The organism is Enterobacter sp. MGH 4, from assembly GCF_000534735.1.
Classification (GTDB): Bacteria; Pseudomonadota; Gammaproteobacteria; order Enterobacterales; family Enterobacteriaceae; genus Enterobacter; species Enterobacter intestinihominis.
Window position 1 is genome coordinate 1,730,354 of record NZ_KI973289.1, and the last position, 18,673, is coordinate 1,749,026.

19 protein-coding genes and 1 tRNA gene are annotated in these 18,673 nt (G+C 54.9%); 13 read left to right on the top strand and 7 right to left on the bottom strand.

Annotated elements, in window-relative coordinates; translation table 11 throughout:
• The first annotated feature begins 9 nt into the window (after positions 1 to 9).
• Positions 10 to 537, top strand: coding sequence for a helix-turn-helix domain-containing protein (locus L350_RS14140; protein ID WP_023305829.1), 528 nt, complete (start codon positions 10 to 12; stop codon positions 535 to 537).
• 31 nt (positions 538 to 568) lie between these two features.
• Here L350_RS14140 and L350_RS14135 read toward each other — a convergent pair whose 3' ends face one another.
• Positions 569 to 2,182: a mechanosensitive ion channel family protein gene (locus L350_RS14135; protein WP_023299754.1), complete on the bottom strand. Its 1,614-nt coding sequence runs from the start codon at positions 2,180 to 2,182 to the stop codon at positions 569 to 571.
• A 173-nt stretch (positions 2,183 to 2,355) separates the two neighbouring features.
• Between L350_RS14135 and L350_RS14130 the strand changes: the two genes are divergently transcribed.
• Genes L350_RS14130 through L350_RS14120 form a run of 3 tightly spaced genes read left to right on the top strand, consistent with a single transcriptional unit; the run spans position 2,356 to position 5,224 of the window.
• Complete coding sequence (locus tag L350_RS14130) at positions 2,356 to 3,363, top strand: ABC transporter substrate-binding protein (protein WP_032624510.1); 1,008 nt, start codon at positions 2,356 to 2,358, stop codon at positions 3,361 to 3,363.
• Positions 3,360 to 4,391, top strand: a complete 1,032-nt coding sequence (locus L350_RS14125; RefSeq protein ID WP_032624511.1) for a FecCD family ABC transporter permease — start codon at positions 3,360 to 3,362, stop codon at positions 4,389 to 4,391. The genes L350_RS14130 and L350_RS14125 overlap by 4 nt, the downstream gene beginning before the upstream one ends.
• Complete coding sequence (locus tag L350_RS14120) at positions 4,388 to 5,224, top strand: ABC transporter ATP-binding protein (protein ID WP_233154553.1); 837 nt, start codon at positions 4,388 to 4,390, stop codon at positions 5,222 to 5,224. The genes L350_RS14125 and L350_RS14120 overlap by 4 nt, the downstream gene beginning before the upstream one ends.
• Here L350_RS14120 and L350_RS14115 read toward each other — a convergent pair.
• Positions 5,211 to 5,298: transfer RNA gene (locus L350_RS14115), tRNA-Ser, on the bottom strand. The genes L350_RS14120 and L350_RS14115 overlap by 14 nt on opposite strands.
• A gap of 144 nt (positions 5,299 to 5,442) precedes the next feature.
• Entirely contained in the window at positions 5,443 to 7,071 is a 1,629-nt protein-coding gene (locus tag L350_RS14110; RefSeq protein WP_032624512.1) for an ABC transporter substrate-binding protein, read from the bottom strand.
• Positions 7,072 to 7,341: 270 nt separating this feature from the next.
• On the opposite strand from L350_RS14110, the gene yccA reads away from it, so the two are divergent.
• Both yccA and tusE read left to right on the top strand, forming a co-directional pair.
• The gene (gene yccA, locus L350_RS14105) at positions 7,342 to 8,001 is read left to right on the top strand and encodes an FtsH protease modulator YccA (protein ID WP_032624513.1); all 660 of its coding nucleotides are present in this window, start codon (positions 7,342 to 7,344) and stop codon (positions 7,999 to 8,001) included.
• Positions 8,002 to 8,089: 88 nt separating this feature from the next.
• Positions 8,090 to 8,419: a sulfurtransferase TusE gene (gene tusE, locus L350_RS14100; RefSeq protein WP_003858129.1), complete on the top strand. Its 330-nt coding sequence runs from the start codon at positions 8,090 to 8,092 to the stop codon at positions 8,417 to 8,419.
• On the opposite strand, the gene yccX is transcribed toward tusE, so the two are convergent.
• On the bottom strand, positions 8,416 to 8,697 hold the full coding sequence (gene yccX, locus L350_RS14095) for an acylphosphatase (RefSeq protein WP_003858131.1): 282 nt from the start codon (positions 8,695 to 8,697) through the stop codon (positions 8,416 to 8,418). The genes tusE and yccX overlap by 4 nt on opposite strands.
• 93 nt (positions 8,698 to 8,790) lie before the next feature.
• Here yccX and rlmI point away from each other — a divergent pair, with 93 nt between their 5' ends.
• Together rlmI and hspQ are read left to right on the top strand one after the other, a co-directional pair.
• Positions 8,791 to 9,981: a 23S rRNA (cytosine(1962)-C(5))-methyltransferase RlmI gene (gene rlmI / locus L350_RS14090; RefSeq protein WP_032624514.1), complete on the top strand. Its 1,191-nt coding sequence runs from the start codon at positions 8,791 to 8,793 to the stop codon at positions 9,979 to 9,981.
• Between the two features lie 60 nt (positions 9,982 to 10,041).
• Positions 10,042 to 10,359 (top strand): heat shock protein HspQ, encoded by a 318-nt coding sequence (gene hspQ / locus L350_RS14085; protein WP_003858136.1) that lies wholly within the window; start codon positions 10,042 to 10,044, stop codon positions 10,357 to 10,359.
• A 32-nt stretch (positions 10,360 to 10,391) separates the two neighbouring features.
• Here hspQ and L350_RS14080 read toward each other — a convergent pair whose 3' ends face one another.
• The gene (locus L350_RS14080) at positions 10,392 to 10,805 is read right to left on the bottom strand and encodes a CoA-binding protein (protein WP_032624515.1); all 414 of its coding nucleotides are present in this window, start codon (positions 10,803 to 10,805) and stop codon (positions 10,392 to 10,394) included.
• A 171-nt stretch (positions 10,806 to 10,976) separates the two neighbouring features.
• Here L350_RS14080 and csgI point away from each other — a divergent pair, with 171 nt between their 5' ends.
• Positions 10,977 to 11,639 (top strand): curli synthesis inhibitor, encoded by a 663-nt coding sequence (gene csgI / locus L350_RS14075; RefSeq protein WP_032624516.1) that lies wholly within the window; start codon positions 10,977 to 10,979, stop codon positions 11,637 to 11,639.
• 80 nt (positions 11,640 to 11,719) lie between these two features.
• Positions 11,720 to 12,178, top strand: coding sequence for a methylglyoxal synthase (gene mgsA, locus L350_RS14070; RefSeq protein ID WP_003858146.1), 459 nt, complete (start codon positions 11,720 to 11,722; stop codon positions 12,176 to 12,178).
• 53 nt (positions 12,179 to 12,231) lie between these two features.
• On the opposite strand, the gene helD is transcribed toward mgsA, so the two are convergent.
• Entirely contained in the window at positions 12,232 to 14,286 is a 2,055-nt protein-coding gene (gene helD / locus L350_RS14065) for a DNA helicase IV (RefSeq protein WP_032624517.1), read from the bottom strand.
• A gap of 122 nt (positions 14,287 to 14,408) precedes the next feature.
• Here helD and L350_RS14060 point away from each other — a divergent pair, with 122 nt between their 5' ends.
• Positions 14,409 to 14,855 carry a YccF domain-containing protein gene (locus L350_RS14060; protein ID WP_032624518.1) on the top strand — a complete coding sequence of 149 codons (447 nt, stop codon included), beginning with the start codon at positions 14,409 to 14,411 and terminating at the stop codon, positions 14,853 to 14,855.
• 18 nt (positions 14,856 to 14,873) lie between these two features.
• Positions 14,874 to 17,036: a YccS family putative transporter gene (yccS, locus tag L350_RS14055; protein WP_023299744.1), complete on the top strand. Its 2,163-nt coding sequence runs from the start codon at positions 14,874 to 14,876 to the stop codon at positions 17,034 to 17,036.
• Here yccS and L350_RS14050 read toward each other — a convergent pair.
• A complete protein-coding gene (locus L350_RS14050; RefSeq protein ID WP_032624519.1) occupies positions 16,993 to 17,619 on the bottom strand; it encodes a TfoX/Sxy family DNA transformation protein in 627 nt (208 codons plus the stop codon). The genes yccS and L350_RS14050 overlap by 44 nt on opposite strands.
• Before the next feature lie 217 nt (positions 17,620 to 17,836).
• Here L350_RS14050 and sulA point away from each other — a divergent pair, with 217 nt between their 5' ends.
• Positions 17,837 to 18,346: an SOS-induced cell division inhibitor SulA gene (gene sulA, locus L350_RS14045; protein ID WP_032624904.1), complete on the top strand. Its 510-nt coding sequence runs from the start codon at positions 17,837 to 17,839 to the stop codon at positions 18,344 to 18,346.
• The last annotated feature ends 327 nt before the right edge of the window (positions 18,347 to 18,673 follow it).

Consider the following 18,673-nt stretch of genomic DNA (forward strand, 5'->3'; position numbering starts at 1 on the left):
CCATTAATTATGAATTTTATTTTTATCAGCGATAACTATTATCTTTGCCACGGTGTCTCAAGCTCACTGACATCTACCCATTTGATTCGCGATGAGGAGGATATTCACCATCTTTATGAGGTCGATCCTGAGCTGGATTTTATCATTGCGATTGAACAGGATAAGTTACGCAATAAAACCATTCAGCAGGTCAAAAAAGTCAAGCGTGATTACATTGTCCTGATGCATGAGATAGAAGCCAACAGCGCGGTGAGAATTGATAATATTATCTATTCGTCGATGCATTTTACTGCTCACCCTTTTCAGCAGCTGATGCGCTTTTATCGGGCGCTCAGGACACACTCCTTTACCCGACGCGAATATGACGTGCTAAAGCTTTTCCATATGGAAAATCATGAAATCGCGAAAAAGCTGCAACTGTCACAAAAAACGACCAGCACCTACCGCGTGAGGATCCTCGAGAAATTGAATATGCGTTCAAAAAACATTCTGGCGATGACCCGTATAAAATCGGCGATTGTCGATCAGAAACTGTGATCTTTTGCCTTACCTCGAGAAAACCGGGGCCTCAGGTTTCGCCCTGAGGGGGTTTGGCGGGCGCGGTATACCAGTTCTCTTTGGCAACCATTACGCTGCCCTCTGGCTGCATAACAAAATTCGGAGACATGATCTGCACGTTAAATTCGTTAAACACATCCTGTATCTGGCTATGCAGTTCATTGCGGGCAACCGCGAGGGACTGGTCGGGCAGCAGACGAACCTGCAACTCGTAGGCGATATACCAGTCCATTAACCCTAACTGGCGCACCAGCGGCGGCTCGGAAAGATCAATCCCTTTTGCCCGTTTCGCGGCCAGCTCCAGCATGGCATGCACCTGACGCCATGGGGTATCATAACCGATAGTGACGCTGACCGTCAGATTGAGGCTGCCATCAGGCTGTAGCGCGCTAAGGTTGGTGATCTTACCGCTCACCACCACCGCATTGGGCACGGTAACGACATAATTTTCCCGGGTAATAATTTTGGTCGCCAGCATGCCTATTTCACTGACCTTACCTTCGTTATCCGCCACCCGAATGACATCGCCTTTACGCAGTGCGCGGGAGTAAATCAGGACCAGACCGCTCATGGCATGGTTCATCACCCCTGCCGAACCCAGCGTTAACATCAGGCCGAAGAAGACGCTAATACCTTTAAACGCCAGTGAGTTTGCGCCGGGGAGAAACGGCCAGGCAGCGGAGAGAGCAAATAGCCAGACGGCGACGGAAATGAGCTTACGGGTTGCCCCCACGGTTTCCGGATGTACGCCGGGAAGTTGCAGACGACCAGCCTCCACCTGATTCAGCACCATCCTCAGAAGCTTCAGAATAAAAGCGGTAATGAGGAAAATGATCAGAACAATCGTCAGCCCCGGCAAAGCCGAGACAATCGCCAGGGCAATTTGCTGCACCACGCGAAGCGACCAGTCTCCCAGCGACGTGCCCCACACCCGCGTCCACGGAAACAGACTGAATGCCCAGCTCAGCCAGACGTAAAAGCCAATCAAACCCAGCAGGAACATCAGCAAGGCGTAAAGCCGAATCTCAATGGCGCCAATGTACCGCCGCCAGCTTTGCGGCACCCGGCTGCGATTCTCCACAATACGCAGACGGTAGACGCGTCGAAACCAGCGCCAGGATCGCCAGGCGCCATAGCAGAGCAGCAAAAGCGCCAGCAGGCCAGCGGCAGCTTTTACCGTCGACAGCGCCAGCCAACCGGTATCGTATTGATCGCGCAGCGCCATTCTCTGCGCTTCCATGCGCGCCAGCACGCGCTGCGCGGCCTGATCGAGGGTGAGATCGTCCCCTTCGTCCAAATCCCCTTCCGTCAGCAGCATCACGGGCTTACCGTTCATCACGATCAGCCGCCCCTGCTGGTTATAGCGGGTCACGGGGACGATAGTGAGCGGCTCACGCACGTCCGCCTCGGTAAAATTGCGCAGGGTGTTGCGGATGCGTAAAACGCGCTCCTCCGGCGTGGTCAGGCCAAATTTCGCCTGAAGCATGACGATCGGCTGATGAAAGATATAGACCGTCCGGGCGCGCTCCTGCTCAGAAGGCGCCTGGCGGGGCTCAGCGGCATACGATGAGAAGGCGCTCAGGGAGGCAAAACAGAACGCAAACGCGAGCAGGATCTTTTTCATCCTCACTACCCCAAATCAGAAATCTTGTTGTTTTTCAGGCAACCCGCGAATGCCAGGTGGGTATGTTGAGAATAGTCCAGCCTTTCGTTTCTGCAACAAGTGACGGTGAGCGTGTTGCTCTCAATCACAATATATGTATTATGTTATAACATAACAATTTGGGATTATGTTCTATGTTACTTAAAAAAGGGTTATTTCTGGCTTTATTGCTCTCCACGGCGCCTACCGCTTTCTCAGCAACCTCCTGGCCCCTCACGATTGAAAATTGCGGCGTAAAGCAGACCTTTGCGCAGGCTCCTCAGCGCGTCGTGACCGTGGGACAGCATGAAACAGAATTACTGCTCGCACTGGGGCTGGAGAAAAAGATCGCCGCAACGTCGGTCTGGTTCGGCAAGCTCCCGGATCCGCTGGCAGATGCCGGGAAAAATATCCCCGGGCTTGCAGATAATTCCCCCTCCTTTGAAGCCGTGGTGGGACAGAAACCTGAGCTCGTTCTCGCGCAGTATCACTGGCACATTGGTCCGCAGGGAGAAGTGGGAACCCGTGAGCAGTTTGCCTCGCTGGGGATTAATACGTGGATCTCTCCTGCCGACTGCACGGATAAAGCGGTGACGGAAACGTCAAACGCAGACGGAGCACGCAGCGCGCCGTTTTCGCTGGCCGAAATCACACGGGAAGTGACAGATCTGGCGACGATATTTGATGTTTCCGCGCGAGGTGAGCAGCTTAATCATACGCTGACGGAACGTATCAAAAAGGCCCAGGCGCGCGTATCAGCGAAACCGCTTCGCGTCGTATTCTGGTTCTCAAGTAGCCGTCTGAATGGCGATCCCTGGGTGGCGGGGAATTACGGCGCGCCTGGCTGGATCAGCCGCACGCTGGGGTTGAAGAACATTATTGACTCTCATGACGAATGGCCGGCTGTAACCTGGGAACATATTGCCCAGTCGCAGCCGGACGTGATTGTTATCGCCGGGATGTCCCGCAGGCTCTACCCTGCCGATGACGTTGAGGTAAAAAAAGCATTCTTGCGTAATGACCCGGTGACGAAGAACATGCCTGCGGTCAGGAACAACCACATTATTGTGGTGCCGGCGATGTCGTTAAACCCTTCATTACGTAACGTCGATGCGGTTGAGCTTATCAGCGAGCGGCTGGCTTCTTTCCGGGATGAACAATGAGTCATTTCGCTTTTGACCGCCGCCAGCAAGGTTTACTGGCAGCAGGCGTCATGGCGCTGCCGCTAATGCTGGTTTTTGCCGCCAGTATCGGTGATATGCCGGTGTCGTATGCCAGTACCGGGAAAGCGATCCTCAACGGACTGGGTTTGACCTCTTATGCGTTGCCACAAACGGAGGAGGGTATCGTCTGGCAATATCGCATGAGCCGGGCAGTGATGGCCGCGTGCAGCGGCGGTGGCCTGGCGCTGTGCGGGCTGGTGTTACAGTCGATCCTGCGTAACCCTCTGGCTGAGCCTTATCTGCTGGGGATTTCCGCGGGCGCCTCGCTGGGGGCCGTCTGCGTGATGCTTCTCGGCATGGGGGGAAGCGTGATTGGCGTGAGCAGCGGTGCGTTTGTCGGCTCCTGCGCCGCCTTTGCGCTCATCATGGTGATTACAAACGGCATGAGTGAAAGCCCGTCGCGCATTTTGCTGGCCGGTATTGCGGGCACCCAGCTCTTCAACGCCATGACCGCGTACGTCGTCAGCACGTCCGCCAATGCCGAGCAGTCCCGTAGCGTCATGTTCTGGCTGATGGGGAGTCTGAGCGGCGTGCGCTGGCCTGACGCGCTGCTGGCGCTGGCCGTTACGCTTGCGGGTTTACTGGTGGTATTGCTCTTTTCCCGGGCGCTGGACACCTTCACCTTCGGGGATGAGGTCTCCACCACGCTGGGGATCCCGGTTACCGCCGTGCGTATTGTCTTATTGCTGACCTGTGCCGTTGTCACCGCCACGTTGGTGAGCGCTACAGGCGCAGTGGGGTTTGTCGGGCTGGTCATTCCCCATGTGACGCGCATGCTATGCGGGCCGGGCCATCGCCGCTCGATCCCGCAGACGTTTCTCATCGGCGCCCACTTTATGATCCTTGCCGATATCGTCTCACGCACGCTGATCGTGCACCAGGTTCTGCCCATCGGGGTGGTGACTGCGCTGGTGGGCGCCCCCGTCTTTGTGGCGTTGCTTTATCAAAACCGAAAGGAGCATCCATGAATATTACAGTGGCCGGGTTAACCGTAACCCGACAGGCGCAGACGGTGCTTAAGGATATCGATCTCGACCTGCCATCCGGGCAGATTGTCGGCCTGTTAGGGCCAAACGGCTCAGGCAAGTCGACGCTGCTGCGCTGCCTCGCCGGGCTGTTTCCACGACACAGCGAACGTGTTGCGCTTAATGGCACAACGCTTGGCTTGATGCCGCTGAAAATACGGGCGCAGCACATGGCGTTTGTCCCGCAACATGCTGAGGTCGACGGGGAACTGACCGTTGAGGATATGGTCAGGCTGGGGCGTACGCCCTACCGGAAAACATTCCAGAGAACCACGCGCGACGATGAGGCTGCGGTTGAACAGGCGATTGGCCTGATGCAGTTATGCAGCTTACGCCAGCGGCGATGGCACTCTTTGTCAGGCGGAGAACGACAGCGAAGTCAGATAGCCCGCGCGCTGGCCCAGCAGCCGCAGGTGCTGTTGCTCGATGAACCGACAAACCACCTGGACATTCAGCACCAGCTGGAGCTGATGCGGCTCGTTTCACAGCTGCCGCTTACGGTGGTGGTTGCACTGCACGATCTCAATCTTGCGGCCAATTATTGCCAGCGTCTGATCCTCCTGAAGGCCGGGCAGATCGCAGCCACGGGTGCGCCCGAAGCGGTGCTGACGCCCTCGAACATCGCGGATACCTGGTGCGTAAAAGCTCAGGTCTGTAAGGCCGACGCCGGGATCACGATAAGCTATAACATGGGTGACATGGCGGAGAGCCAGAACAAAAGCAAAAACCCCTGCGATATTGCTATCGCAGGGGTTTCGAATTTGGCGGAAGCGTAGAGATTCGAACTCTAGAACCCTTTCGGGTCGCCGGTTTTCAAGACCGGTGCCTTCAACCGCTCGGCCACGCTTCCTAAGTGAGGCGAACTATAAACACCTCACCGCGCGCTGTAAAGGGTGCGCGCATTCGTTCGCTTTAAAAATAGCCAAAATGCGTTTAATCGGTTGAATAGACAACAGATTGGCCGTTTTACCAGCATAATATCCACCGCGGATCGTTAGTGCTTTTTGATGTACATATCTTTGGTGTAGTAGTAGCCAAGCTTATCCGGCGTGAAGCCCCCTACCCACGGTTTCACCAGGTGCGTGCGCACGTAGTGATAGACAGGGATCGCCGGCACATCGCGCCCCAGCAGATCTTCTGCCTGCTGGTAGAACTTACCGCGCTCCTCCGCCGTTTTCGCCTTCGCCGCATTCACCAGAGCCAGATCGTATTCCGGATTGCTGTACTGAGTGGTGTTTTGGCTGTCGCCGGTACGGAAGTTATTCAGGAAGGTTGCGGCGTCATCGTAATCAGCAATCCAGGCGTAGCGCACCGCGTCAAAGTTATGGGTGTGCATGGTATCAAGCATGGTTTTCCACTCCTGGTTTTGCAGCTTCGCCTCTACGCCGAGGTTCTTCTTCCACATCGAGCTGGCGGCAATCGCAATACGCTGGTGCGATTCCGAGGTGTTATAAAGGAGATTAAAGCTGAGCGGATGGCTGTCGTTAAATCCGGCTTCGGCCAGCAGTTTTTTCGCCTCGGCAATGCGTTTATCCATCGGCCAGCTGGCGTAATCAGGGTTCTGTAACTTGACGCCGCCAATATCCGGCTGGCTGATGAGCCATGCCGGGCGTTGCCCCTGCCCTAAAACTTTCCCGGCGATAATATCTTTATCCAGCGCCAGATTCAGCGCCTTACGCACGCGGGCGTCGCTGAACGGCGGCCGGGTGGTGTTGAATTCGTAATAATAGGTGGCAAGCTGCGGCGATACGTCCAGCTCGCTCCCCAGCGTTTTCTTCAGCTGAGCAAACTGGTTGATCGGCACCGTGTAGGCGATGTCGATTTCGCCCGCTTTGTAACGGTTGACATCAGCGGCTTCAGAGGAAATGGGCAGATAGGTCACCCTGTTGATGACGGTATGTGCGTTATCCCAGTATTTCGGGTTTCGCACCGCCACAATGAGTTCGTTCACCACCCACTGTGACAGTTTATAGGCCCCGCTGCTGACGAAGTGCTCCGGTTTGGTCCACTTATCACCGAAACGACCTACCAGGACTTTATCTATCGGCACCAGAGACGGGTGAGCCAGCATCGCCAGGAAAGCAGCATTTGGCTGGGTGAGCGTAACTTCCAGCGTGGTGTCATTGATGGCTTTCACGCCCAGCGACTCGGGTGCTTTTTTGCCTTCTGCGATATCAGTGCCGTTGACGATACGCATACTGCCGGGATAGCTGGCATACGGAGAGACGGTTTTCGGGTCGACCAGTCGCTGCCAGCTCCAGACAATATCTTCCGCGGTGATGGGGGTGCCATCGCTCCAGGTAATGCCCGGGCGCAGATGGAAAGTCCAGACGGTGTTATCTTTATTTTCCCATTTCTCCGCCAGGCGCGGCTGGATTTCACCTGCCGGAGAGACGCTGACCAGCCCGTCGAATAAATCGCTGATAATATTGAATTCGACATCGCTTTCGACTTTATGCGGGTCGAGCGAGGCGGGTTCACTGCCGTTGTTCCTGACCAGTTCCTGCTTATCTGCCAGCTGGGTTCCTGCCGGCACGTTAGCCGCCCAGGTTGCCGTGCTGGCGCACAGGACCCCTGCGGTTAACAAAGAGAGCGTAAAGTGCATGCGTGTTTGTGGTTTCATTTCCTTCGCCTTATTGTCTGTTTTTATGACGATCCGGAAATAACTCTTAGCGGCCTTAGGGAAATAACGCAATATTTTTCAGTGACCTATAAGAGCTTGATCTGAATACGCCTTGCATACCGCACTTCATTCTGAGTAAAAAGGCTTTACCAGAATAAAAAACCAGCATAATCCCTAAGGGGCTGAGTAAAGATGGGTAAAACCACTTTGCGTCTGCCGCGCCGTTTCCTATTCTTTGCGCTAATTACATCTGTCATAAGAGAGTGACTCATGGATCGTATAATTACTTCTTCACGCGACCGCACATCGCTACTCAGCACCCATAAGGTGCTGCGCAATACCTATTTCATGCTCAGCCTGACGCTGGCGTTTTCGGCGATCACCGCGACGGCCAGCACCGTACTGATGCTGCCTTCTCCGGGCCTGATCCTGACGCTGGTGGGTATGTATGGCCTGATGTTCCTGACCTATAAAACCGCGGATAAACCGGTGGGTATTATCTCCGCTTTCGCCTTCACCGGCTTCCTGGGCTACATCCTGGGGCCAATCCTGAACGCCTATCTGTCTGCCGGAATGGGCGACGTGATTGGTATGGCGCTGGGCGGTACCGCGCTGGTGTTCTTCTGCTGCTCGGCCTACGTGCTGACCACCCGTAAGGACATGTCCTTCCTCGGCGGTATGCTGATGGCGGGTATCGTGATTGTGCTGGTCGGTATGCTGGCGAACATCTTCCTGCAATTGCCTGCTCTGCATCTGGCAATCAGCGCGGTGTTTATCCTGATTTCATCCGGCGCAATCCTGTATGAAACCAGCAACATCATTCACGGCGGTGAGACGAACTATATCCGCGCCACCGTGAGCCTGTATGTGTCGCTGTACAATATTTTTGTCAGCCTGCTGAGTATCCTGGGCTTCGCCAGCCGCGATTAACTCCCCGTGCTGTGAACAAAGCCCCGCTTATGCGGGGCTTTGTTTTTTTGGTAGACTGAGGCGGTTTTTGACTAACGCGTGAATGAATATGTTGAGTTTTGAAGGCAAAGAGATCGAAACCGATAACGATGGTTATCTGAAAGAGAGCAGCCAGTGGAGCGAAGCGCTGGCGGAGAAAATTGCGGAAAACGAAGGAATTACCCTCTCCCCGGAACACTGGGAAGTGGTGCGCTTTGTGCGCGAATTCTACCTCGAATTCAACACCTCTCCGGCTATCCGCATGCTGGTCAAAGCCATGGCGAATAAATTTGGCGAAGAGAAAGGCAACAGCCGTTATCTGTATCGCCTGTTTCCGAAAGGCCCGGCTAAACAGGCGACAAAAATTGCCGGCCTGCCAAAGCCGGTAAAATGCATTTAATAGCGAATACTGAAGTCAGCGTATTCCCGGCCGGGTTGATGCGGTTCCGTTAGCACCTTATCAACCCGCGCGCTGCGCGGTCCGCCCGCTTTCAGCCACGCCACCAGCTTCTCTACCCGATCCGCCTCACCGCAGGCCACAACCTCCACGCTGCCATCATCCATGTTACGCGCATACCCCGTCAGTCCGAGCTGAAGGGCTTCGCGCTGGGTGCTGTAGCGGAATCCGACGCCCTGTACAAGGCCATGGACCCAGGCAATGGTGCATACATTTGACATCATCCTTCTCCTTATCCGACTGGCGCGTTGCATTTCCTCGCTGAAGTCGGGAAAATGGCGGCCATTTCATTGGAATCGACAGAATAGCAAATTATGAGTGTACGTTTAGTGTTAGCCAAAGGGCGCGAGAAGTCATTACTGCGCCGCCATCCCTGGGTCTTTTCCGGCGCGGTTGCCCGCATGGAAGGTAAAGCCAGCCTCGGTGAAACCATCGATATTGTTGACCATCAGGGGAAATGGTTAGCACGCGGCGCATACTCGCCTGCATCTCAGATCCGCGCGCGCGTCTGGACGTTCGATAAAGAAGAAGCCATCGATATCGACTTCTTTGTCCGTCGTCTGCAACAGGCGCAGCAGTGGCGCGAGTGGCTGGCAAAGCGTGACGGGCTGGACAGCTATCGTCTGATTGCCGGTGAATCCGACGGGCTGCCGGGCGTGACCATTGACCGCTTCGGCAATTTCCTGGTGTTGCAGCTGCTGAGCGCCGGGGCGGAATACCAGCGTGCCGCGCTAATTAGCGCCCTGCAAACCCTGTTCCCGGAATGTGCCATTTACGACCGCAGCGACGTGGCGGTACGTAAAAAAGAGGGCATGGAGCTGACGCAGGGCCCGGTCACCGGCGAACTGCCGCCTGCCCTGCTGCCTATCGAGGAGCACGGCATGAAGCTGCTGGTGGATATCCAGGCCGGCCATAAGACCGGTTATTACCTCGACCAGCGTGACAGCCGTCTGGCAACGCGCCAGTACGTTGCCGATAAGCGCGTGCTGAACTGCTTCTCCTATACCGGCGGCTTTGCGGTCTCTGCCCTGATGGGCGGTTGTGCCCAGGTTGTGAGCGTCGACACCTCACAGGAAGCGCTGGATGTGGCGAAACAGAACGTTGAGCTGAACAAGCTGGATCTGAGCAAAGCGGAGTTTGTGCGCGACGACGTGTTCAAACTGCTGCGTAAATACCGCGACCAGGGCGAGAAATTTGACGTTATCGTGATGGACCCGCCGAAGTTTGTAGAAAATAAAAGCCAGCTGATGGGCGCCTGCCGTGGCTATAAAGACATCAACATGCTGGCGATCCAGCTGCTGAACCCGGGCGGCGTTCTGCTGACGTTCTCCTGCTCTGGCCTGATGACGACAGATTTATTCCAAAAAATCATCGCCGATGCCGCAATAGATGCGGGTCGTGATGTACAATTTATAGAGCAGTTCCGTCAGGCCGCCGATCACCCGGTGATCGCTACCTACCCGGAAGGGCTGTATCTGAAAGGGTTTGCCTGTCGCGTCATGTAACTTGAAAAGAGAAATATTGCCCGCACATAGTGTGTATGTAATGTTTCCCGGGAGGTGACTATGATTGCCAGCAAATTCGGTATCGGCCAGCAGGTCCGCCACACCTTGCTTGGATATTTGGGTGTGGTCGTTGATATCGACCCGGAGTATTCCCTTGATGAACCGTCAGCAGACGATCTGGCCGTTGACGCAGAGCTTCGCGCCGCGCCCTGGTATCATGTGGTTATGGAGGGCGACGATGGTCAGCCTGTCCATACCTATCTTGCCGAAGCGCAGCTGAGCGGTGAACTACAGGATGAGCATCCGGAACAACCCACTATGGACGAGCTTGCTCAGACCATCCGCAAACAGTTACAGGCGCCCAGACTGCGTAACTAAAGGTGTAAAAAAGCCCGTCAAGCGGGCTTTTTTTATTTTGCCAGCCCCAGACGGGGGATGTCGATTGCCGGACAGCGATCCATCACCACCTTCAGCCCGGCATCGCGTGCCAGCACGGCCGCCTGCTCATTAATCACGCCCAGCTGCATCCACAGCGTTTTCGCGCCGATGGCAATCGCCTCCTGCGCCACGCCCCAGGCCGCCTCTGAATTACGGAAAACGTCCACCATATCCACCTTTTCCGGCACGTCCGCGAGCGTCGCATAGCCCTGCTGACCCAGCAGCGTTTTCCCCGCCACCTTCGGCGAGACCGGGATCACGTGATATCCCTGGTCCAGAAGGAATTTCATGACCCGATAGCTTGGGCGATCCGGTTTATCGCTCGCGCCGACCAGCGCGATAGTGCGCGTGGACGTCAGAATCTCGACAATGTCGTTCTCTTTCATGCTGTTCCTCCTGGTTTTTTTCAAAGTGTACGTCAAAGCAGACATCTCAACCACGCATCCCATACAGAAGTATGAGGGCAAAACGGCAAAATATGTCTATATGTTAGTAAACGTGTTTATCGAAAAATTTTGATACATTCTTACCGGGTAGTTTGTCTACAGGAGTCTGCTATGAAAACCGGCATTGTCTGGGCTGTGGTTGCGTTAATCATGCCGGTTTGTGTTTTCGCAACCACCCTCAGACTCTCAACCGACATTGACCTGCTGGTGCTGGACGGGAAAAAAGTCTCCAGCTCCCTGCTGCGGGGCGCAGACAGCATCGAGCTGGATAATGGCCCGCATCAGGTGGTTTTTCGGGTTGAAAAGACGATTCGCCTCGCCGACAACGAACAGCAGGTGTACATTTCGCCTCCGCTGGTGGTCAGCTTTAATACCCAACGCATCAGCCAGGTCAATTTTCGTCTCCCGCACCTTGAAACAGAAAAAGAGTCACTGGCATTTGATGCCTCACCGCGCATTGAGCTGGTGGACGGGGATTCTATGCCCATCCCGGTAAAGCTGGATATCCTGGCGCTGACAAAAAGTCCAAAAGGAACAGATTACGAAGCGGACACGGAGATCTATAACAGAGCCAGCAGGCGCGCCTCCCTGCCCCAGTTCGCCACTATGATGGCGGATGACAGTACCCTGCTTTCGGGCGTATCGGAGCTGGATGTACTCCCTCCTCAGTCGCAGACCCTTACTGAGCAACGCCTCAAATTCTGGTTCCAGAATGCCGATCCGGACACGCGCGCCCGTTTTCTGCAATGGGCGAAACGACAACCTTCGTCGTAAGCCATATTTTTTCGTCCTTTCTCTTGCAGCATCAGTCAGTTCCCGTCATCGTGTAGCGAGGTAACCTCACGGATAAGATTATGGAACTGACAACACGCACACTTCCGGCGCGCAAGCACATTGCTCTGGTTGCGCACGATCACTGTAAACAAATGCTGCTTAACTGGGTTCGTCGCCATCAGCCTCTTTTACAGCATCATGCCCTTTCTGCCACGGGAACAACCGGCAACCTGATCCACCGCGAAACCGGTCTGGAAGTGAATGCCATGCTAAGCGGCCCGATGGGGGGTGACCAGCAGGTCGGCGCTCAGATTTCGGAAGGTAAAATTGACGTTCTGATATTCTTCTGGGATCCGCTGAACGCGGTTCCGCATGATCCGGACGTTAAAGCGCTGCTGCGTCTGGCGACGGTATGGAACATTCCGGTAGCCACCAATCTTTCAACGGCAGATTTCATCATTGAATCGCCGCAGTTTAACGATCCGGTGGAGATTTTGATCCCGGATTATCAGCGTTATCTTGCGGAGAGACTGAAGTAGTTTTTTGCCCGGTGGCGCTGCGCTTACCGGGCCTACAGAATTTGCCCGGCGCGTTACGGCTTTCTCGCCACCGGCACGTCAATACTTTTCAAAATATCGACAAACACCGACGGCTCCTCTTTGTTGAACAAGAGCCACACGCGATGGCGCGCGCGGGTTATCGCCACGTACAGTAAGCGCCGCTCCTCTGCATCCGGGAAATCTTCCGGAACAGGCAATAACGCCTCTTCCATCACGGATTCCCGCGCCGGTGCCGGGAAACCGTCGCTCCCCTCTTTCAGCCCCACCACAATTACGTAGTCGGCCTGCTGCCCTTTACTGGCGTGAATGGTCATAAAATCGAGCTGTAGTTTTGGCCAGCGCGTTGCCGCTTTTTCCAGCGCCGTCGGCTTGAGGTGGTGATAACGCGCCAGGACCAGAATCCGTTCATCTGGTTTCGCATAGCCGCTCAGTTTATCCAGCAGCGGTTCCAGCTGATCGTCCGCCAGCAGCGTGACGGCCTTTTTATCCCCCGACGTCAGGCTGTTAAGCGGCTTCGACAGCTGATGTGGGTTCTGCTGAATAAAACGGTTGGCAATTTCACCAATCCGCGAGTTGAAGCGGTAGGTGGTGTCCAGATCGCTGCGATCGCCTTCCCCAAAATAGTGATGGAAGGCCGTCGTGAGGGAAAGTTGCGCCCCGCTGAAGCGGTAGATAGCCTGCCAGTCATCGCCCACGGCAAACAGCGACGTGTGTTTATTCTGCGCCCGCAGCGCCGAAAGCAGCGCAGCGCGCTGCGGCGAAATATCCTGAAACTCATCCACCAGAATGTGTTTCCACGGGCTGACGAAGCGCCCTTTCTCCAGAATGATAATGGCCTGATGGATTAGCCCGGAAAAATCGACCGCGTTTTCGTCTTTCAGCGCGGTTTTCCACGCTTTCAGCATCGGCGCCATCAGTTTAACCCGCTTAGAAAACACGGCGCGGATCGACTCCGGTGCGCTTTCTATCATCTCCGCCTGAGAGCCGCCGTGCATGCGCATCAGGCTTACCCACCGGTCGAGACGAGAGCCCAGCCGGCGCGCCAGCTTTTCATCCTGCCAGAAGCTGCCCTCCGGCACCTCCCAGTTGAGTTCCTCTTCAAGCCACTGACGCCAACCTTTCGCCTGCGCCTTTTTTTCACTGCACTGCTGACGCCATGCCTTGATAAACAGCGCCTGGCGAGCCTGAGCATCATTCTCCAGCTTGCTGACAACAGGGACTTTTTTGCTGCCCTGTTGAATAATGTGTAAAGCGAGGGAGTGGAACGTGCGCGCCGAGATATCCTGGGTATGCAAACGCGCCTGAATGCGCTCATCCATCTCCTGCGCCGCCTTGCGACCAAAAGCCAGCAGCAAAATCTGGTCGGCAACTGCCTCGCCCGTTGTCAGAAGCCAGCCCGCGCGCGCCACCAGCACCGACGTTTTGCCGCTCCCTGCGCCTGCCAGCACCAGTAAAGAGTGCTCGCCATTCACCACTGCACGCGCCTGGGCAGGATTGAGGGGCGATGATTCCACCGTACTGAAGAAATCGGCATATTGCGTAAGCATCACCTCAGTCCAGGCCTGGTTATGCGCCAGACGGCTTTTCTCGATATCGCTAAGCCAGGCCTGACACTTCCGCCACGCATCGCGACAGTTATCAAATTCCTCAAGCCGCGCCACCGGTAAAGGCAATGCCGTCAGCGCCTGGGTGATTTTTTGCTGCAGCCCGGCGGTTTGCTGGCGCGTCAGCCACTTCTGCTGCGTATTGCTTAGCGCGATATCGTCCAGCACCTGATGCAGCACCTGTGCGGCAATCACGCTCATCTCCTGGCTCCACTGGTGCCAGCGCGTGTTCAGATGATGGTGGAAGCGTTGTGTTTCCGCCCACTCGGTCCCGTGGAGTCGCACCACTTTCTCTGCCGGTAAAACGAACTCCAGCTCCCCCCATACCAGCCCTCGTTTACAGTGAATGGCCAGTAGCTGATTAAACGGAATAAGGTATTCGTGGCGTTCACCGGAGACTTTCACTCCCGCATTAAGAAGCACAACCTTGTCGTAAGGGTGCTGCGCCAGGCGTTTGCCCATTGAAGTTGCTTTCAGTTCCATATCCTGCCGGATCCACGAGGTCATAATTTGTCAGACAGTTTAACTGCCAGTTTTAAGGTGCTCCAGCCCAAAAAAACGTTACAATTACCGGGCGTTAATCATATCGAAGGAAATGAGGGTTTATGCGTACCGTTCTGAATGTGTTGAATTTTGTCCTTGGCGGTTTTGCCACCACCTTTTCCTGGCTTTTTGCCACCCTGGTGAGCATCGTGCTTATCTTCACCCTTCCGCTGACACGATCATGCTGGGAAATCACCAAACTGTCCCTCGTTCCTTATGGAAATGAAGCCGTGCACGTGGATGAACTGGAGCCGGAAAGAAAAAATGCCCTGATGAATACCGGCGGCACGCTGCTGAATATTTTATGGCTAATCTTCTTTGGCTGGTGGCTGTGTCTGATGCATATCTTCGCCGGTATCGCCCAGTGCATTACGATTATTGGCATTCCGGTTGGCCTCGCAAATTTCAAAATTGCCACCATCGCCCTGTGGCCGGTAGGACGCCGAGTGGTTCCGGTCGAAGTCGCGCAAGCCGCGCGTGAAGCCAATGCCCGTCGTCGTTTTCAGTAATAAGGACTGGCCGCTCTCATGCTAAGCCCCCTGCTTCGTCGCTATACATGGAACAGTAACTGGCTGTATAACGTCAGGATATTTATCGCCCTCTGCGGCACCGTCGCTCTGCCGTGGTGGCTGAATGATGTGAAGCTCACCATCCCCCTCACGCTTGGGGTGGTGGCCGGCGCGCTGGCGGATCTCGACGACCGCCTGGCCGGTCGTTTGCGTAATCTGGTCATCACGCTGGTCTGCTTCTTTATTGCTTCCGCCTCCGTTGAGCTGCTTTTCCCGTGGCCCTGGCTGTTTGCCTTAGGGCTGACGGTGTCCACCAGCGGCTTCATTTTGCTCGGCGGCCTCGGGCAACGCTACGCCACTATCGCGTTTGGCGCCCTGCTGATTGCCATTTACACCATGCTGGGCGTCTCTCTTTACGATCAGTGGTATCAGCAACCGGTCCTGCTGCTATTGGGCGCTATCTGGTATAACCTGCTGACCTTAACCGGGCATCTTATTTTTCCGGTTCGTGCCTTACAGGACAACATTGCCCGCAGTTACGAACAGCTGGCCCACTATCTGGAGCTGAAATCCCGGCTGTTTGATCCGGATATCGAAGAGGACAGCCAGGCGCCCCTGTACGATCTGGCGCTGGCAAATGGCCAACTGGTCGCCACGCTGAATCAGACCAAAGCGTCTCTGCTCACCCGTCTGCGCGGCGATCGCGGTCAGCGCGGTACCCGGCGCACCCTGCACTACTACTTTGTTGCCCAGGATATTCACGAGCGCGCCAGCTCCTCGCATGTGCAATACGCTGACCTGCGCGAGAAATTCCGCTACAGCGACGTGATGTTCCGTTTCCAGCGTCTGCTGTCGATGCAGTCTCAGGCCTGCCAGCAACTTGCGCGCTCAATACTGCTGCGCACGCCCTATCAGCACGATCCTCGCTTTGAACGTGCATTCAGCCACCTGGATGCGGCGCTCGATCGCGTTCAGGCCAGTGGAACTTCGCCGGAACAGTTCAAAGCCCTGGGATTCCTGCTCAACAACCTGAGAGCCATCGATGCTCAGCTCGCCACCATTGAGTCTGAACAGGCGATGGCGATGCCGGGCAATGACGCTGACAACCAGCTTGCCGACGACAGTCTCAACGGTTTCAGCGATATATGGCTGCGCCTGAGCCGTCATTTTACGCCGGAATCCGCCCTCTTTCGCCATGCGGTAAGGATGTCGTTGGTACTGTGCGTCGGCTACGCGTTTATCCAGATAACAGGATTGCACCACGGCTACTGGATCCTGCTGACCAGCCTGTTCGTCTGCCAGCCGAACTATAACGCTACCCGCCATCGGCTCGCGCTGCGTATTGTCGGGACATTAGTCGGGGTCGCCATCGGGCTGCCGGTGCTCTATTTTGTGCCTTCAGTAGAAGGGCAACTGATCCTGATTGTGATTACCGGGGTACTGTTCTTCGCCTTCCGCAATGTGCAGTATGCCCACGCCACGATGTTCATCACGCTGCTGGTTCTGCTCTGCTTCAATCTGCTGGGTGAAGGCTTTGAAGTGGCCCTCCCCCGTGTGATCGACACGCTTATCGGCTGCGCCATCGCCTGGGCGGCGGTGAGCTTTATCTGGCCGGACTGGCGTTTCCGAAATTTACCGCGCGTGTCCGACAGAGCAATGAACGCCAACTGCCGCTATCTGGACGCTATTCTTGAGCAGTACCATCAAGGTCGCGATAACCGTCTGGCCTATCGGATTGCCCGTCGCGATGCGCATAACACTGACGCAGAGCTGGCTTCCGTTGTCTCGAATATGTCAACTGAGCCGCGCGCCACGGCAGAAATCCGGGAGACAGCCTTCCGCCTGCTGTGTCTGAACCACACGTTCACCAGCTATATCTCTACCCTTGGCGCCCACCGAGAGAAACTGACGAATCCGGGCATCCTGGCACTGCTGGACGATGCCGTTTGCTACGTTGATGATGCGCTTCATCATCAACCTGCGGATGAGCCACGGGTTCACCAGGCACTGGATGAACTGGTGCAACGTATCGCACACCTTGATCCAGGCACCGACAACAAAGCTCCGCTGGTCCTTCAGCAAATTGGCCTGCTTATCGCTTTGCTGCCGGAAATTTGTCGGCTGCGACAGCAGATCGCTACCTGGCGGAATGATGGCCCTGCGACTCAGGCAGCGCATTAAACCACTCCGTAAGCTCCCGGCGAATATCCGCCGGGAGTGCCGCTTCATGTAACCCTTCAATCGCGCCTTCAAGCGCGAACAATACCCGGATACTCAGCGCTTTATTCTTAGAGCGCATTTTCAGCCAGCTCGTCTTCGCCCCCAACTGTCGTAGCGTCTCTTCATTGGTAATGCCCGCCTCCATAAGCAGGACCTCAATCTGAAAGGTCAGGTTCGGCAGATCTTTAAGCCGGTTACGCTGATGGCGCTGGTAGCGCTCTTTCCTGGCGGCATCGAGCGCAAACGAGGAGAGCTGAAGAAGTTTTTCCCTGTTTTGCCACAGACCTTCATCCACACGGTAGTAATTAAGCAGCACAGGACGTCCTCGTTTCATCAGGGTCATAAAAGAGGACGCGTTTTTTACACAGTATTTTGCACTTTGCTCACAGGCGCGAAGGTAAAGCTCACCGTCAGACACCATCGCGAACACCGCTTCATCCACGGCCAGGGTATAACCGCCAAACAGGGCGCGATGATGAATTTCGCCCAGCGGAGAGAGGTATTCTTGAGATTGATAAATCCGATCATAAGATATCTTTTTCATGATAATTCCATTAAAAATCATACAGTAACCACGATATTTCTTACTAACGGATCCGTTAGCAGGAAAATAGGCAACTTATTGCCGTTGGGCAAGATGATTTTTTCAGGTTCACCAGGAATGGATGAAATTTGCGAGTCGCTTTCCGAAAATGAGGTTGATCTTTATGCATACAGGGGTTACTGTATATCCATACAGTAACTACAGGGCTGGAATGAATATGTACACTTCAGGCTATGCAAATCACTTAACACCTTCTACTTCTGCCGCAGGCAATGCTGCGCAGAATTCTATCGGGCGTGAATCGACAGGGCTTATCAGTGAAGTGGTTTACCGTGAAGACCAGCCGCTGTTGACACAACTCTTACTCCTGCCGCTTTTGCAGCAGCTCGGGCAACAGTCTCGCTGGCAGCTCTGGCTGACGCCACAGCAAAAATTAAGTCGCGAATGGGTTCAGTCGGCTGGGCTGCCGTTAGCGAAGGTGATGCAGATTAATCAACTCTCCCCTTGCGATACGGTCGAGTCGATGGTCCGGGCATTACGTACCGGGAACTATAGCGTCGTGATTGGGTGGTTGCCTGAGGATCTGTCGCAAGAGGAACATTTGCGTCTGATTGAAGCGGCTGAAGAAGGTAACGCGATGGGTTTCATCATGCGGCCAGTTCGTGGAGATTCCTATCGCAGAGGACAACATCCCGGGCTAAAAATTCACTCAAATGTGTACCATTGAGTCATTTTAAGAGTTTTCCTGGAATTTTTTTCGACCGCAGTATGCAAAAAAAGTTCAACGCGCCAAAACTGCGGCAAGGCTTGTCTGACGCGGTTCTCGTTAATTTTACTGCACAAAATTCGTTCAAAAATTGTTAAATATTAGGTATACGGAACTTTTTTTTTCATATGCCTGACGGACTTCACACTTGTAAGTTTTCAGCTACGTTGTAGACTTTACATCGCCAGGGGTGCTCGGCCTAAGCCGAAGATATCGGTAGGTTTATATTTGACCACGCCCCCCGGTGAAGGATTTAACCGTGATTCCTCCGATGGAGATATTCATGGC

Excerpts from the sequence above, each read along its gene's own strand:
- L350_RS14140 (WP_023305829.1), top strand. The coding sequence starts at position 10 with ATGAATTTTATTTTTATCAGCGATAACTATTATCTTTGCCACGGTGTC.
- L350_RS14135 (WP_023299754.1), bottom strand. The coding sequence starts at position 2,182 with ATGAAAAAGATCCTGCTCGCGTTTGCGTTCTGTTTTGCCTCCCTGAGC.
- L350_RS14130 (WP_032624510.1), top strand. The coding sequence starts at position 2,356 with ATGTTACTTAAAAAAGGGTTATTTCTGGCTTTATTGCTCTCCACGGCG.
- L350_RS14125 (WP_032624511.1), top strand. The coding sequence starts at position 3,360 with ATGAGTCATTTCGCTTTTGACCGCCGCCAGCAAGGTTTACTGGCAGCA.
- L350_RS14120 (WP_233154553.1), top strand. The coding sequence starts at position 4,388 with ATGAATATTACAGTGGCCGGGTTAACCGTAACCCGACAGGCGCAGACG.
- L350_RS14110 (WP_032624512.1), bottom strand. The coding sequence starts at position 7,071 with ATGAAACCACAAACACGCATGCACTTTACGCTCTCTTTGTTAACCGCA.
- yccA (WP_032624513.1), top strand. The coding sequence starts at position 7,342 with ATGGATCGTATAATTACTTCTTCACGCGACCGCACATCGCTACTCAGC.
- tusE (WP_003858129.1), top strand. The coding sequence starts at position 8,090 with ATGTTGAGTTTTGAAGGCAAAGAGATCGAAACCGATAACGATGGTTAT.
- yccX (WP_003858131.1), bottom strand. The coding sequence starts at position 8,697 with ATGTCAAATGTATGCACCATTGCCTGGGTCCATGGCCTTGTACAGGGC.
- rlmI (WP_032624514.1), top strand. The coding sequence starts at position 8,791 with ATGAGTGTACGTTTAGTGTTAGCCAAAGGGCGCGAGAAGTCATTACTG.
- hspQ (WP_003858136.1), top strand. The coding sequence starts at position 10,042 with ATGATTGCCAGCAAATTCGGTATCGGCCAGCAGGTCCGCCACACCTTG.
- L350_RS14080 (WP_032624515.1), bottom strand. The coding sequence starts at position 10,805 with ATGAAAGAGAACGACATTGTCGAGATTCTGACGTCCACGCGCACTATC.
- csgI (WP_032624516.1), top strand. The coding sequence starts at position 10,977 with ATGAAAACCGGCATTGTCTGGGCTGTGGTTGCGTTAATCATGCCGGTT.
- mgsA (WP_003858146.1), top strand. The coding sequence starts at position 11,720 with ATGGAACTGACAACACGCACACTTCCGGCGCGCAAGCACATTGCTCTG.
- helD (WP_032624517.1), bottom strand. The coding sequence starts at position 14,286 with ATGGAACTGAAAGCAACTTCAATGGGCAAACGCCTGGCGCAGCACCCT.
- L350_RS14060 (WP_032624518.1), top strand. The coding sequence starts at position 14,409 with ATGCGTACCGTTCTGAATGTGTTGAATTTTGTCCTTGGCGGTTTTGCC.
- yccS (WP_023299744.1), top strand. The coding sequence starts at position 14,874 with ATGCTAAGCCCCCTGCTTCGTCGCTATACATGGAACAGTAACTGGCTG.
- L350_RS14050 (WP_032624519.1), bottom strand. The coding sequence starts at position 17,619 with ATGAAAAAGATATCTTATGATCGGATTTATCAATCTCAAGAATACCTC.
- sulA (WP_032624904.1), top strand. The coding sequence starts at position 17,837 with ATGTACACTTCAGGCTATGCAAATCACTTAACACCTTCTACTTCTGCC.